The organism is Lysobacter arseniciresistens ZS79 (assembly GCF_000768335.1).
In the GTDB taxonomy this organism is placed as follows: domain Bacteria; phylum Pseudomonadota; class Gammaproteobacteria; order Xanthomonadales; family Xanthomonadaceae; genus Novilysobacter; species Novilysobacter arseniciresistens.
This window is the reverse complement of sequence record NZ_AVPT01000018.1, coordinates 17,837-30,286: the sequence shown is the minus strand read 5'-3', so window position 1 is coordinate 30,286 and position 12,450 is coordinate 17,837. Positions and strand designations below refer to the sequence as shown.

Here is a 12,450-nt window from a genome sequence, read left to right as displayed (position 1 = left end):
CACCAGCCTGTGCCGGTCCGGTCGCCGGCGCGCTGATCCAGATCAGGAACCCGCTTCATGCTGCTGATGATCGACAACTACGACAGTTTCACCTTCAACCTCGTGCAGTACCTGCAGGTGCTGGGGGCCGAGGTGAAGGTGGTCCGCAACGACGAGCTTTCCGTCGACGAGGTCGAGCGGCTGGCGCCGGAGCGCATCGTCATCTCGCCCGGGCCGTGCACGCCGAACGAGGCTGGCGTTTCGATGCAGGTGATCGAGCGGCTCGGGCCGCGGGTGCCGGTCCTCGGCGTCTGCCTCGGCCACCAGGCGATCGGCCAGGTCTACGGCGGCGAGGTGGTGCGGGCCAAGCGGATCATGCACGGCAAGACCTCGCCGATCCGGCACCAGGGCAGGGGCGTGTTCGCAGGCCTGCCGGACGGCTACGAGGCGACGCGCTACCACTCGCTGGTGGTCGCCCGCGACAGCGTGCCGGACTGCCTGGAGATCACCGCCTGGACCGAGGACGGGGTCGACGGCGACGGCGCGCCGGTGTTCGACGAGATCATGGGCCTGCGCCACCGCGAGCACCCGGTCGAGGGCGTGCAGTTCCACCCCGAATCCATCCTTACCGAGCACGGCCACGCGCTGCTGCGCAATTTCCTCGAGCGTTGACGAAGGCCCGTCGACAACCGTTGCCGGTGCCGATGCAGGAGCGACGCGAGTCGCGACCCGCCGAACGCCCGGGGCCATGTACAGGTCGCGACTTGCGTCGCTCCTACAAGAAGCCGCTTTCCAGGAGAGACACAATGCCCATCACCCCCCAGGAAGCCCTGCAGCGCACCATCGAGCACCGCGAGATCTTCCACGACGAGATGGTCGAGCTGATGCGCCAGATCATGCGCGGCGAGGTCAGCCCGACCATGACCGCGGCGATCCTGACCGGCCTGCGGGTCAAGAAGGAGACGGTCGGCGAGATCGCCGGCGCGGCGCGGGTGATGCGCGAGTTCGCCCGGCCGGTCGAGGTCGCCGACCGCCGCCACCTGGTCGACATCGTCGGCACCGGCGGCGACGGCGCCAACACCTTCAATATCTCCACCGCCAGCACCTTCGTGATCGCCGCCGCCGGCGGCCGGGTGGCCAAGCACGGCGGCCGCAGCGTGTCGTCGAAGTCGGGCAGCGCCGACGCGTTCGAGGCGCTCGGCGCGGCGATCGAGCTGGCGCCGCAGCAGGTCGCGCAATGCATCGGGCGCACCGGCATCGGTTTCATGTACGCGCCGCTGCACCACCCGGCGATGAAGGCGGTGGCGCCGGTGCGGCGCGAGATGGGCGTGCGCACGATGTTCAATATCCTCGGCCCGCTGACCAACCCGGCCAACGCGCCGGCGGTGCTGATGGGCGTGTTCCATCCTGACCTGGTCGGCATCCAGGTGCGCGTGCTGGAGGAGCTGGGCGCCGAGCGCGCACTGGTGGTGTGGGGCAGGGACGGCATGGACGAGCTGTCGCTCGGCGCCGGCTCGCTGGTCGGCGAACTGCGCGACGGCAAGGTGCGCGAGTACGAGGTGCACCCGGAGGATTTCGGCATCGCGATGGCCGCCAGCCGCAACCTGCAGGTGTCGGGGCCGGCCGAGTCGAAGGCGATGGTGCTGCAGGCGCTGGAGAACGTCGATGGCCTGCCGAGGGAGATCGTCGCGCTCAACGCCGGTGCGGCGCTGTACGTGGCCGGCGTCGCCGAGGACATCGCCGACGGCATCGATCGCGCGCGCAAGGCGATCGCCTCGGGTGCGGCCCGCGCGAAACTGGACGAGTTCGTCGCCACCACGCGCGAACTCGCGGGACAATAGCCGCATGACCGACATCCTCCAGCGCATCCTCGCCCGCAAGCACGAGGAGATCGAGCAGCGCAGCAAGATCCGCTCGCTCGACAGCGTCCGCGCCCGCGCCGCCGCGCAGCCGCCGGCGCGCGGTTTCGTCGCGGCGATCCGCCGCAGGCACGCGGCCGGCGAGGCGGCGGTGATCGCCGAGGTCAAGAAGGCCAGCCCGTCGAAGGGACTGATCCGGCCCGACTTCGACCCGGCCGCGATCGCCCGCAGCTACGAGGCCGCCGGCGCGGCCTGCCTGTCCGTCCTCACGGACGTCGATTTCTTCCAGGGCAGCAACCGCTACCTCGGCGAGGCGCGCGACGCCTGCACGTTGCCGGTGCTGCGCAAGGACTTCATCGTCGACCCCTACCAGGTGTACGAGGCGCGCATGATCGGCGCCGACTGCATCCTGCTGATCGTCGCCGCGCTGGAGGACGCGCCGCTGGTGGAGATGGCCAACCTCGCCCACGAGCTCGGCATGGACGTGCTGGTCGAGGTGCACGACATCGACGAACTCGAGCGCGCGCTGCAGACCGACTGCGAGCTGATCGGCGTCAACAACCGCAACCTGCGCACGTTCGAGGTCTCGCTCGACACCACGCTCGAACTGAAGAACGCGGTCCCGCCGGACCGCACGCTGGTCACCGAAAGCGGCATCGCCACCCCGGCCGACGTCGCCCGCATGCGCGAGGCCGGCGTGGAGAGTTTCCTGGTCGGCGAGTCCTTCATGCGCGAGCGCGACCCCGGCGCGGCGCTGCAGCGGCTGTTCGCGCGATGAGCACCGCCGGTCCCGGTCCGCGCACGGACGCCGCCCGCGAGGCCTATCCGGCCGCCCGCGACGGTGCGCCGCTGGTGGTGTTCGACTTCGACCACACCCTGTACGACGGCGACTCCGGCGGCCACCTGTTCAAGTGGTTGATCCGGCGCGCGTGGTGGCGCACCGCGCTGGCGGCGCTGATCGCGCCGGTGTTCGCACCGATGATCGCGTTCCTGCCGACCCGGCGGGTCGGGATCTCTGGCTTCGTCTGGGCCGGCACGGTCGGCTTCCACCGCCGGCGCGACCTCGACGCGTTAATCGACCGCTACGTCGCGCTGCACACCGACGGCATCCGGCACCGTTTGCTGCCGGCCGCGCTGGAGGTGCTGCACCGGCACCGGGCCGACGGCGACCAGGTCGTGATCGCGACCGGCGCGCCGCCCGAACTGGCCCGCGCGATCCTTGCCTTCGTCGCCCACGAAGACGTGCCGGTGGTCGGCACCGAGGTCGGTCCGCGGTTCGGCGCGGTGGTCGCCACCCGCCACTGCCACAACGAGATGAAGATGACGATGCTGCGGGAAGCCGGCTTCGCCGCGCCGGTCGCGGTCGCCTATTCCGACAGCAGCGCCGACCTGCCGCTGCTGCGGGCCGCGGCAAAGCCGGTGGTGGTGAACCCCAAGGCCGATCGCGTCGACATGTTCCGGCGCGTGTTGCCGGCCGGCACCCCGATCCTCAACTGGGGTTGCCCGGGGCGGGCGGGGGACCCGGCGTCAGACAGCCATGTAGGAGCGACGTAAGTCGCGACCCACTGACAACCGGATGGCGACGCTCGACGCGAAACCTCGTTCGTTCGACGGGACATGACGTTGACCGACGTGCTTCGACGGGTCAGTGGGTCGCGACTTACGTCGCTCCTACGGGCGCGTGGTCACCCGCCCTGCGAGGGATGCGATCTCCCCCCCCAAATGGAACGGGCGACCCGAGGGCCGCCCGCTCAGCCTTCATGGACGCCTGCGCTCAGCGGGTGCCGTACAGCACCACCGTCTTGCCACGGGCGTGCAGCTTGCCGTCGGCCTGCAGCTTCTTGAGCACGCGGCCGGCCATCTCGCGCGAGCAGCCGACCAGCCGCGACAGCTCCTGCCGCGAGACCCGCAGCTGGGTGCCGTCGGGGTGGCTCATCGCCTCCGGCTCCTTCGCCAGGTCGTGCAGGGCGCGCACGATGCGGTCGGTGACGTCGAGGAACGCCAGCCGCCCGGCCTTCCGGCTGGTGTCCAGCAGCCGCCGCGAGATCTGCGAGCCGATCGCGTACAGCAGCTTCGGCGCGTCCGGCGCCAGCCGCGACAGCAGCAGGTCGTAGAAGCGCTCGTGGCCGATCTCGGCCAGCTCGCACGGCGTGCGGGTGCGCAGGATCACCTCGCGCTGGTCGTTCTCGATGAACAGTCCCAGCTCGCCGACGAACTCGCCCGGGCCGAAGTAGCCCAGTACCAGCTCGCGGCCGTCGTCCTCCTCGGTGATGATGCTGACCGAGCCGGAAACCACGTAATACAGCGTGCTGGCCGGGTCGCCGGGGCGGAACACATCGGTGCGCGAGGGGTAGCGGCGGCGGTGGCAGTGGGCCAGGAAGCGTTCGATCACCGCCCCGTCTGGCATCAGGGGGCTGTTGGTTCGGCTCAGTGCAGTCAAGGGGGCTACCGGATTGGCGGACATGTGAGTGAAACCTGAATGATCAGCGAGCTTAGGTCCAACTGGCGCCGCGAGGCAAATCCTGCCCTTGCGGGACAATCGCCGGGCGGGCGCATTTTCCCATCACGGTCGATTGCCCCATAATCGCCCCCTTGCTCATCCAACCGGAAAACGCCGTGGTCAAGCCGTTGCCGCGCCTGAGGTTGCAGGGTTTCAACAACCTCACCAAGGCACTCTCGTTCAACATCTACGATGTCTGCTTCGCCGCGTCCGAGGACGAGCGGCGACGGTACATCGAGTACATCGACGAGGCCTACAACGCCGACCGCCTGACCCAGATACTGACGGACGTGGCGGACATCATCGGCGCCAACATCCTCAACATCGCGCGCCAGGACTACGACCCGCAGGGCGCGTCGGTCACCATCCTCATTTCCGAGGAGCCGGTGATCGACAAGAAGGACGCCAAGGGCGTGATCTCCGACGCGGTGGTCGCGCACATGGACAAGTCGCACATCACCGTGCACACGTATCCGGAGACCCACCCGGACAACGGCATCGCGACCTTCCGCGCCGACATCGACGTGGCCACCTGCGGCGTGATCTCGCCGCTGAAGGCGCTGAACTACCTGATCGAGTCGCTGGAGTCCGACATCGTGGTGATGGACTACCGCGTGCGCGGCTTCACCCGCGACATCAAGGGCAAGAAGCACTACATCGACCACAAGATCAACTCGATCCAGGACTACCTGGCCAAGAACATCAAGTCGCGCTACGAGATGCTCGACGTGAACGTCTACCAGGAAAACATCTACCACACCAAGATGCACCTGAAGGAGTTCGACCTCGACCGCTACCTGTTCGAGGAGAAGGCGCGCAACCTGTCGTTCAAGGAGCGGATGAAGATCGAGGCGCGGCTCAAGCGCGAGATCGAGGAGCTGTACCACGGGCGCAACCTGGTCGACTGACCGCGTGCGCGGTGGATGCGAAAAGGCCGGCATGTCGCCGGCCTTTTTCGTGTGCGGTTCCGCCCGGGTCAGATCCGGTAGGCGACGGTCTTCATCAGCTTCGACGCGGCCGCCATCACCCGCGGGATCGGGAATGGCAGCACCCGCGCGCCGGCCGCCTCGGCGTTGTCGGCGTGGCGCGCCTCGTCGGCCTTCATCACCCGCAGGATCGCGCGGCTGCGGTGGTCGTCGGCCGGCAGCGAGGCCAGGTGCTCGTCGATGTGGGCCTCGACCTGGCGCTCGGTCTCGACCACGAAACCCAGGTTCCAGCCGTCGCCGCGCAGGCCGGCGGCCACGCCGATCGCGTAGCTGCCGCCGTACCACAGCGCGTTGAGCAGGCTCGGGCGGCTGTCGAGCTCGCGCAGGCGGTCGGCGCACCAGGCGAGGTGGTCGGTCTCCTCCTGCGCGGCGGCGAGCAGGTGGGCGCGGGTGGCCTCGTCGCGGGCGACGGCGGCCTGGCCGGTGTACAGCGCCTGTGCGCAGACCTCGCCGACGTGGTTGATCCGCATCAGCCCGGCCGAATGGCGGCGCTCCTCGTCGGCCATGACGATGTCGGGCTCGCCGGCGGCGGGGTTGGGGCGCTCGGCAACCGGCGCGCCCAGCACGGTTTCGAGCGCGCGCTGGGTCTGGTCGAGGAAGCGGTCGAGCGGGCCGAGATGGCGTGCGGTGGCGGTCATGGCGCCAGTCTAGCGAACCGCCGCGGCCAGCAGTTCCAGCGGGTGCTGGACCGGCGCGGCGGTGCCGTTGGCCAGGTGCAGCCGGCAGCCGATGTTGGCGCTGAGCAGGAGAGTCGCACCGCTGGCGGCGAACTGCTCCAGCAATGGCTGGCGATACTCCGCGGCACCCTCCGGATCGACCAGCATCGCGGTGCCGGCAGCGCCGCAGCAGCCGAATCCGGCGTCCAGTTCGACCACCTCCAATCCCGGCACCGACGCCAGCAGCCGCCGCAGCGCCGGCACCGACTTCACCACGTTGCGCTGGGTGCAGGGCAGGTGCAGCGCGACCCGCTCGCGCCGCTCGGCGAAGCGCAGGCGGTCGCGGTGGCGGTCGAGGAACCCGAACGCGTCGAGGGCGGACGCGCCGACCGCGGCGGCGACCGCTTCGTGGCAGCCGCTGGCGAGCGTCAGCACGGTGTCGCTGCCGGCGAACGCCTCGCGGTTGCGCCGGCCGAGCCGGGCCGCTTCGCCAGCATTGCCGCCGTGGGCGTGGATGGCGCCGCAGCAGCCCTGGCCGGCGGGTGTCCGCAGCTCGACGCCGGCGGCGGTGCACAGCCGCGCGAGCGCGTCGCGCACCGGACCTTCGTAGGCGCCGGCGACGCAGCCGATGAACAGCGTCGCGGTGGTGGCGCCCTGGTTCCCGGTCGCCGGCTGGCCCATGACTCGCGGCGGCCGCGGCAACGGCCGCAACCGGGCGGGCAGGGCCGGGTGGAGCAGTCGGTACAGGCCGAAGGCGCGGCTGAGTAGTTGTGGTCGCGCGGTGAACCATTCGGTCAGCCGTTGCCGCAGGGACGCGCCGCGCCGCGTGCGCCGCCGGGTACGCGCCAGTTGCAGCAGCGCGCCGTACTCGACCCCCGCGGGGCAGACCGCCTCGCAGCTGCGGCAGCCCAGGCACTGGTCGAGGTGGCGGTCGCCGATGGCCGTGGGCTCGATCGCCTGCAGCGCCCAGGCCCGCGCCAGCGCGATGCGGCCGCGCGGGGACTCGGCCTCGAGCCGCCCGCGGGTATAGGTCGGGCACACCGGCAGGCACAGCCCGCATTGCACGCAGCGGTCGGCCAGCGCCACCACCGCCGCAGCGGCCGGGTCCGGACGGGCGTCGGGCGCGGGCATAGCAGGGGGCATGCGGCGATGCTAGCATGGGCGGTCCGGTGGCTTGCGATGTTCCGCGAGTGCCGCTATCATTCCGCCTCTTTCGTTCCGCAGTCGTATCGCGGGCGATCCAACGCGCGGCGAAGTTCCGGCCGCGTCCCTCGACGGACGCCGCCGCAATCAGCCCGACCAGGTACCCATAGAAGACCCGTCATGAAGACATTCACCGCCAAGAACGAGACCGTCCAGCGTGACTGGTATCTCGTCGACGCCACCGGCAAGACCCTCGGCCGCCTCGCCGCCGAACTCGCGCACCGCCTGCGCGGCAAGCACAAGCCGGTCTACACCCCGCACGTCGACACCGGCGATTACCTGGTGGTGATCAACGCCGAGAAGATCGCCGTCACCGGCAACAAGCTGGCGGACAAGAAGTACCACCGCTTCACCGGCTACATCGGCAACCTGAAGACCGAGACCCTGGGTCAGGCGCTGGAGCGCCACCCGGAGCGCGTCATCGAGATCGCGGTCAAGGGCATGCTGCCGAAGAATCCGCTCGGCCGCGCGATGTACCGCAAGCTCAAGGTCTACGCCGACGCCGAGCACCCGCACGCCGCCCAGCAGCCGCAGCCGCTCGACATCTAAGGTACCGACATGGCAATCCAGCAGAATTACGGCACCGGCCGCCGCAAGTCCTCCACCGCCCGCGTCTACCTGCGCAAGGGCGATGGCAAGATCACCATCAACCAGCGTTCGATCGACGAGTTCTTCGGCCGCGAGACCGCGCGCATGATCGTGCGCCAGCCGCTCGAGCTGACCCAGTCGACCGACAAGTTCGACGTCAACGTCACCGTTGCCGGCGGCGGCACCACCGGCCAGGCCGGTGCCATCCGCCTGGGCATCGCCCGCGCGCTGGTCGAGTATGACGAGTCGCTGAAGTCCGAGCTGCGCAAGGCCGGCTTCGTGACCCGCGACGCCCGCGAGGTCGAGCGCAAGAAGGTCGGCCTGCACAAGGCACGTCGTGCAACCCAGTTCTCGAAGCGCTAAAATACGCTCCGACACCAGTTCCACAGCCCCGTCGCCAAGCGGTAAGGCACCTGACTCTGACTCAGGCATTCGGTGGTTCGAATCCATCCGGGGCTGCCAGATCCGCAAAGAACCCGCCGCAAGGCGGGTTTTTTGTTGCCCGTCCGCCGGCGCTTCCGGAGCGCGCCGCCGGTGCCGCTGGCCTGCGCGCGGCAAGCCGTTACAATTGAAACCATCGCGCGCCACGCGCCCAGTAACGGAAGGACTGCACCGATGAAGCTTGGTTCCCTCAAGGAAGGCGGCCGCGACGGCACCCTGGTGGTCGTTTCCCGCGACCTCGGCCGCGCGGTGCGCGCGACCGGCATCGCCGACACCCTGCAGCGCGCGCTGGAGGACTGGAGCAACACCGCGCCGCGGCTGGTCGCGCTGTCGGAGAAGCTCGCCGCGGGCGAGGCCGAGGGCGCCTTCGATCTCGACCCCGCCGCGTTGGCCGCGCCGCTGCCGCGCGCCTACGAGTTCGTCGACGGCAGCGCCTACCTGCCGCACGTCGAGCGCGTCCGCCGCGCCCGTGGCGCCGAGGTTCCCGAGAGCTTCTACACCGACCCGCTGATGTACCAGGCGGTCAGCGCCGGCTTCTACGGCCCGCGCGATCCGGTCCGCGTGCCGAGCGAGGAGTACGGCATCGATCTGGAGGCCGAACTGGTGGTGGTCACCGACGACGTGCCGATGGCGGTCACGCCCGAGCAGGCCGCCGGCCACATCCAGCTGGTCGGGCTGGTCAACGACGTCTCGCTGCGCAACCTGATCCCGGGCGAGCTGGCCAAGGGTTTCGGCTTCCTGCAGTCCAAGCCGCGCTCGGCCCTGAGCCCGGTGTTCGTGACCCCGGACGAGCTCGGCGACGCGTGGCGCGACAGCAAGCTGCACCTGCCGATGCTGACCCATGTCAACGGCAAGTGGTTCGGCGCGCCGGAAGCCGGCGTCGACATGCAGTTCAACTTCGCCCAGCTGGTCGCGCACGCGGCGAAGACGCGGCCGCTGTCGGCTGGCGCGATCGTCGGTTCCGGCACCATCGCCAACGAGGACACCGGGCTGGGCGCGTCCTGCTTCGCCGAACAGCGCACGGTCGAGACCCTGCGCGACGGCAAGCCGTCGACGCCGTTCATGAGCTTCGGCGATGTCGTCCGGATCGAGATGCTCGACCGCGACGGCAACAGCATCTTCGGCGCGATCGAGCAGCGCATCGAGCGCCACGACAGCTGACCGGCGGCCATGCCGCGCCGTCGGACGGCCGTCCGGCGGCGACGGCACCGTATTACCGTTGCGCGGGGGGGGCGCACATGACAGAAGGAAGGTCGCGGATGGCGGACCATTTGCAGCTGTATTCGTACTGGCGCTCCAGCGCCGCCTACCGCGTGCGGATCGGCCTCAACCTCAAGGGGCTGGCCTACGAGACGCTGCCAGTGCACCTGGTCCGGGACGGCGGCGAGCAACACACCGACGGCTTCCGCGAGCTCAACCCGCAGGAGCTGGTGCCGGTGCTCAAGCACGGCGACCGCATCCTGCGGCAGTCGGTCGCGATCCTCGAATACCTCGACGAGACCTGGCCCGAGCCGGCGCTGCTGCCGGCCACCAGCCGCGACCGCCAGCGCAGCCGCGCGATCGCGCTTGCGGTGGCCTGCGACATCCACCCGCTCAACAACCTGCGCGTGCTGCAGTACTTCGACCGCGAATGGAACGTGCCGCAGCCCGAGCGCGACGAATGGGTGCGGCACTGGATCACCGACGGTTTCGCCGCGGTGGAGGCGATGCTGACCGACCACCCGTCCACCGGCGAGTTCTGCGAGGGCAACACCCCGGGCCTGGCCGACTGCTGCCTGGTGCCGCAGGTCTACAACGCGCGCCGCTTCGGCGTCGACCTGTCGCCGTACCCGACGATCGAGCGGATCGAGCGGGCCTGCCTCGCGCTGCCGGCATTCGACGTCGCGCGTCCCGAGAAGCAGCCGGACGCGCCGCAGCCGAACTGAGGCGCGTCGTCCCCGGACGGGCCCGTTACTGCGGCGTGAACACGTCGGCGTAGGGGTCGTGCTCGGCCCCGGCGCCTTCCGACAGCCGGAACTTGAGCGCCAGGCCCTCGCGCGAGTCGGCCGCGCGCAGCGCTTCCTCGACCTCGATCCGGCCTTCCTTCGCCAGCCGGAACAGGCACTGGTCGAAGGTCTCGACGCCTTCCTCCAGCGACTCCTCCATCGCGTGCTTGATCTCGTGCACCTGGCCGCGCCGCATCAGGTCGCGGATGTGCGGGGTGTTGATCAGCACCTCCGATGCCGGCAGGCGGCGGCCGTCGGTGCCGATCACCAGGCGCTGGCTGATCACCGCCTTGAGGTTCAGCGCGAGGTTCATCAGCACGTTCTTGTGCGCGGCCTCGGGGAAGAAGTTGAGGATGCGCTCGAGCGTCTGGTCGGCATTGTTGGAGTGCAGGGTGGCCAGGCACAGGTGGCCGGTCTCGGCGAACGCGATCGCGGCCTCCATCGTGGTCTGGTCGAGGATCTCGCCGATCAGGATCACGTCCGGCGCCTCGCGCATCGCGTTCTTCAGCGCGTTGTGGAAGGCGTGGGTATCGAGGCCGACCTCGCGCTGGTTCACCAGCGAGCGCTTGTGCCGGTGCAGGTATTCGATCGGGTCCTCGATGGTGAGGATGTGGCCGGACATGTTGGAGTTGCGGTAGTCGATCATCGACGCCAGCGTGGTCGACTTGCCCGAGCCGGTGGAACCGACGATCAGCACCAGCCCGCGCGGTTCCATGATGATGTTCTTGAGCACCTGCGGCAGCTGCAGCTCCTCGATCGACGGGATCACGCTGCGGATCGCGCGGATCACCATGCCAACCTCGCCACGCTGCTTGAACACGTTGACGCGGAAGCGCCCGGCCTCGGGCAGCGCGTAGGCCATGTTCAGCTCCAGCTCGCGTTCGAACTGCGGGACCTGGCCCTCGTCCATCAGCGAGTAGGCGATCTTCTTGACCATGCCCGGCGGCAGGCCGGTGTTGCCCAGCGGATGCAGCTTGCCCTCGATCTTGATGTAGACCGGTGCGCCGGTGGACAGGAACATGTCCGACGCGTTCTTTTCCGTCATCAGCTTCAGGAAATAGCCGATGTCCATGCATCCACCTCTCGTTTGCGGCGCGCGCCCGTTGCAAGCGCGGCGCCGGCCTGATCACAATGCCCGGGCGACAGACCGCCATCCGGGACTCCCCATGTACGCCAGCTTCGCACAATTCCGTTATCTGCTTGTGGGCGCAGTTCTCGCTTGCGCGCTCGCCGCCTGCGCCACCCTGCCGCCGCCGACCGCCGAGCTCAACGCCGCCGAGCAGGCGGTCGTCCGCGCCACCGGCGCCGATGCCGACCAGTACGCCAGCGCCGAGGTCGAGCTGGCCCGCGACGGCCTCGCCCGCGCGCAGGCCGCGATGGCCGACGGCCGCCACGACGACGCCCGCCGCCTCGCCGCCGCCGCCCACGCCGACGCCGACCTTGCCCACGCGCTCAGCCGGCAGGCGCTGGCCGAGGCCGAACTGGCCCAGCGCGAGGCCGAAGTCGAACAACTGCAGCGCCGTCTGGGAGGTGCCCGATGAACCGCATCCACGAACCGTCCGCGACGCTGCTCGGCGCCGCCCTGCTGGCGGCCGCGCTGGTGCTCGCGCCGGCGCACGCGCAGGACGGCGATGCCGCGGTGATGCAGATGTCGCAGCAGCTGGCCGCGCTGGACGCCGACCCCGACACCGCCAGCGCCGCCGCCTATGAGCGGCTCCAGGCCCGGCAGGCGCTCGATGCGCTGGCCAACGCCCGCGGCAGCCAGAAGGACGTCGCCCGCTACGTGGCCGAGCGCCGCGTCCGGATCGCCGAGGTCGCCGCCCGCACCGAAGCGATGCAGCGCCGGATCGACCGGCTCGAGCGCACCCGCAGCGAGCTGATCGTCGAGGCCAGCCGCCGCGACGCCGCCGAGGCCCGCGCCGAGGCCGAGCGGCTGCGCATCCAGGCCCGGATCCAGGCCGAGGAGGCCGCCCGCCTGCGCGCGCAGGCCAGCAGCAGCGCCGAGGCGATGCAGGACATCGAGTCGACCCTGCAGAACGTCGCCGGCGCCGAGGCCGCCCGCCTCAAGGCCGCGCGTGCGCGCGAGGCCGAACTGGCGCGGCAGGAGGCCGAACTGCTGCGGCAGGCCGAGGAAGCCTCCGGCGACGACTGAGCCGATCGCTTAAAAAATCGTTATTCATCAACCGGTTGGCTTCGTGCCGCGGCCCGGCGCAGGATGAATGCGGCGGAGCTCACAATCCCCCTCCAAAGCCC

At 70.0% G+C, this 12,450-nt stretch carries 15 protein-coding genes and 1 tRNA gene; 12 read left to right on the top strand and 4 right to left on the bottom strand.

Annotation, left to right across the window (positions count from 1 at the left end):
* Positions 1-57: 57 nt before the first annotated feature.
* The 4 genes from N799_RS09735 to N799_RS09720 all read left to right on the top strand — a co-directional run bounded on the left by N799_RS09735 (position 58) and on the right by N799_RS09720 (position 3,392).
* Positions 58-651, top strand: a complete 594-nt coding sequence (locus tag N799_RS09735; protein ID WP_036211578.1) for an anthranilate synthase component II — start codon at positions 58-60, stop codon at positions 649-651.
* Positions 652-785: 134 nt separating this feature from the next.
* Positions 786-1,820, top strand: coding sequence for an anthranilate phosphoribosyltransferase (gene trpD / locus N799_RS09730; protein ID WP_036211576.1), 1,035 nt, complete (start codon positions 786-788; stop codon positions 1,818-1,820).
* A gap of 4 nt (positions 1,821-1,824) precedes the next feature.
* A complete protein-coding gene (gene trpC / locus N799_RS09725) occupies positions 1,825-2,616 on the top strand; it encodes an indole-3-glycerol phosphate synthase TrpC (RefSeq protein ID WP_036211574.1) in 792 nt (263 codons plus the stop codon).
* On the top strand, positions 2,613-3,392 hold the full coding sequence (locus tag N799_RS09720; protein WP_052101432.1) for a haloacid dehalogenase-like hydrolase: 780 nt from the start codon (positions 2,613-2,615) through the stop codon (positions 3,390-3,392). Before trpC ends, N799_RS09720 begins: the two co-directional genes overlap by 4 nt.
* A gap of 220 nt (positions 3,393-3,612) precedes the next feature.
* On the opposite strand, the gene crp is transcribed toward N799_RS09720, so the two are convergent.
* Positions 3,613-4,302 (bottom strand): cAMP-activated global transcriptional regulator CRP, encoded by a 690-nt coding sequence (gene crp, locus N799_RS09715; protein ID WP_036211571.1) that lies wholly within the window; start codon positions 4,300-4,302, stop codon positions 3,613-3,615.
* Between the two features lie 152 nt (positions 4,303-4,454).
* On the opposite strand from crp, the gene speD reads away from it, so the two are divergent.
* On the top strand, positions 4,455-5,246 hold the full coding sequence (gene speD, locus N799_RS09710; protein WP_036211633.1) for an adenosylmethionine decarboxylase: 792 nt from the start codon (positions 4,455-4,457) through the stop codon (positions 5,244-5,246).
* A gap of 68 nt (positions 5,247-5,314) precedes the next feature.
* Here speD and coq7 read toward each other — a convergent pair whose 3' ends face one another.
* Together coq7 and N799_RS09700 are read right to left on the bottom strand one after the other, a co-directional pair.
* A complete protein-coding gene (gene coq7 / locus N799_RS09705; RefSeq protein WP_036211568.1) occupies positions 5,315-5,962 on the bottom strand; it encodes a 2-polyprenyl-3-methyl-6-methoxy-1,4-benzoquinone monooxygenase in 648 nt (215 codons plus the stop codon).
* A gap of 9 nt (positions 5,963-5,971) precedes the next feature.
* Positions 5,972-7,123: a (Fe-S)-binding protein gene (locus N799_RS09700; protein WP_081974943.1), complete on the bottom strand. Its 1,152-nt coding sequence runs from the start codon at positions 7,121-7,123 to the stop codon at positions 5,972-5,974.
* A gap of 180 nt (positions 7,124-7,303) precedes the next feature.
* Here N799_RS09700 and rplM point away from each other — a divergent pair, with 180 nt between their 5' ends.
* From rplM to maiA, 5 genes are all read left to right on the top strand, one after another.
* The gene (gene rplM, locus N799_RS09695) at positions 7,304-7,732 is read left to right on the top strand and encodes a 50S ribosomal protein L13 (protein ID WP_036211566.1); all 429 of its coding nucleotides are present in this window, start codon (positions 7,304-7,306) and stop codon (positions 7,730-7,732) included.
* Positions 7,733-7,741: 9 nt separating this feature from the next.
* The gene (rpsI, locus tag N799_RS09690; protein WP_036211563.1) at positions 7,742-8,134 is read left to right on the top strand and encodes a 30S ribosomal protein S9; all 393 of its coding nucleotides are present in this window, start codon (positions 7,742-7,744) and stop codon (positions 8,132-8,134) included.
* Between the two features lie 24 nt (positions 8,135-8,158).
* Positions 8,159-8,233 (top strand) — tRNA-Gln (locus N799_RS09685).
* A gap of 153 nt (positions 8,234-8,386) precedes the next feature.
* Entirely contained in the window at positions 8,387-9,373 is a 987-nt protein-coding gene (locus tag N799_RS09680) for a fumarylacetoacetate hydrolase family protein (protein ID WP_036211560.1), read from the top strand.
* Positions 9,374-9,471: 98 nt separating this feature from the next.
* A complete protein-coding gene (gene maiA, locus N799_RS09675; protein WP_036211557.1) occupies positions 9,472-10,137 on the top strand; it encodes a maleylacetoacetate isomerase in 666 nt (221 codons plus the stop codon).
* Between the two features lie 25 nt (positions 10,138-10,162).
* On the opposite strand, the gene N799_RS09670 is transcribed toward maiA, so the two are convergent.
* Entirely contained in the window at positions 10,163-11,269 is a 1,107-nt protein-coding gene (locus N799_RS09670) for a PilT/PilU family type 4a pilus ATPase (protein WP_036211554.1), read from the bottom strand.
* A gap of 130 nt (positions 11,270-11,399) precedes the next feature.
* Between N799_RS09670 and N799_RS09665 the strand changes: the two genes are divergently transcribed.
* Entirely contained in the window at positions 11,400-11,738 is a 339-nt protein-coding gene (locus N799_RS09665) for a DUF4398 domain-containing protein (protein ID WP_238978894.1), read from the top strand.
* Complete coding sequence (locus N799_RS09660) at positions 11,735-12,349, top strand: hypothetical protein (protein WP_052101430.1); 615 nt, start codon at positions 11,735-11,737, stop codon at positions 12,347-12,349. The genes N799_RS09665 and N799_RS09660 overlap by 4 nt, the downstream gene beginning before the upstream one ends.
* Positions 12,350-12,450 lie beyond the last annotated feature (101 nt).

Coding starts and splice junctions, on each gene's coding strand:
- N799_RS09735 (WP_036211578.1), top strand. CDS start 58: ATGCTGCTGATGATCGACAACTACGACAGTTTCACCTTCAACCTCGTG.
- trpD (WP_036211576.1), top strand. CDS start 786: ATGCCCATCACCCCCCAGGAAGCCCTGCAGCGCACCATCGAGCACCGC.
- trpC (WP_036211574.1), top strand. CDS start 1,825: ATGACCGACATCCTCCAGCGCATCCTCGCCCGCAAGCACGAGGAGATC.
- N799_RS09720 (WP_052101432.1), top strand. CDS start 2,613: ATGAGCACCGCCGGTCCCGGTCCGCGCACGGACGCCGCCCGCGAGGCC.
- crp (WP_036211571.1), bottom strand. CDS start 4,302: ATGTCCGCCAATCCGGTAGCCCCCTTGACTGCACTGAGCCGAACCAAC.
- coq7 (WP_036211568.1), bottom strand. CDS start 5,962: ATGACCGCCACCGCACGCCATCTCGGCCCGCTCGACCGCTTCCTCGAC.
- N799_RS09700 (WP_081974943.1), bottom strand. CDS start 7,123: ATGCCCCCTGCTATGCCCGCGCCCGACGCCCGTCCGGACCCGGCCGCT.
- rplM (WP_036211566.1), top strand. CDS start 7,304: ATGAAGACATTCACCGCCAAGAACGAGACCGTCCAGCGTGACTGGTAT.
- rpsI (WP_036211563.1), top strand. CDS start 7,742: ATGGCAATCCAGCAGAATTACGGCACCGGCCGCCGCAAGTCCTCCACC.
- N799_RS09680 (WP_036211560.1), top strand. CDS start 8,387: ATGAAGCTTGGTTCCCTCAAGGAAGGCGGCCGCGACGGCACCCTGGTG.
- maiA (WP_036211557.1), top strand. CDS start 9,472: ATGGCGGACCATTTGCAGCTGTATTCGTACTGGCGCTCCAGCGCCGCC.
- N799_RS09670 (WP_036211554.1), bottom strand. CDS start 11,269: ATGGACATCGGCTATTTCCTGAAGCTGATGACGGAAAAGAACGCGTCG.
- N799_RS09660 (WP_052101430.1), top strand. CDS start 11,735: ATGAACCGCATCCACGAACCGTCCGCGACGCTGCTCGGCGCCGCCCTG.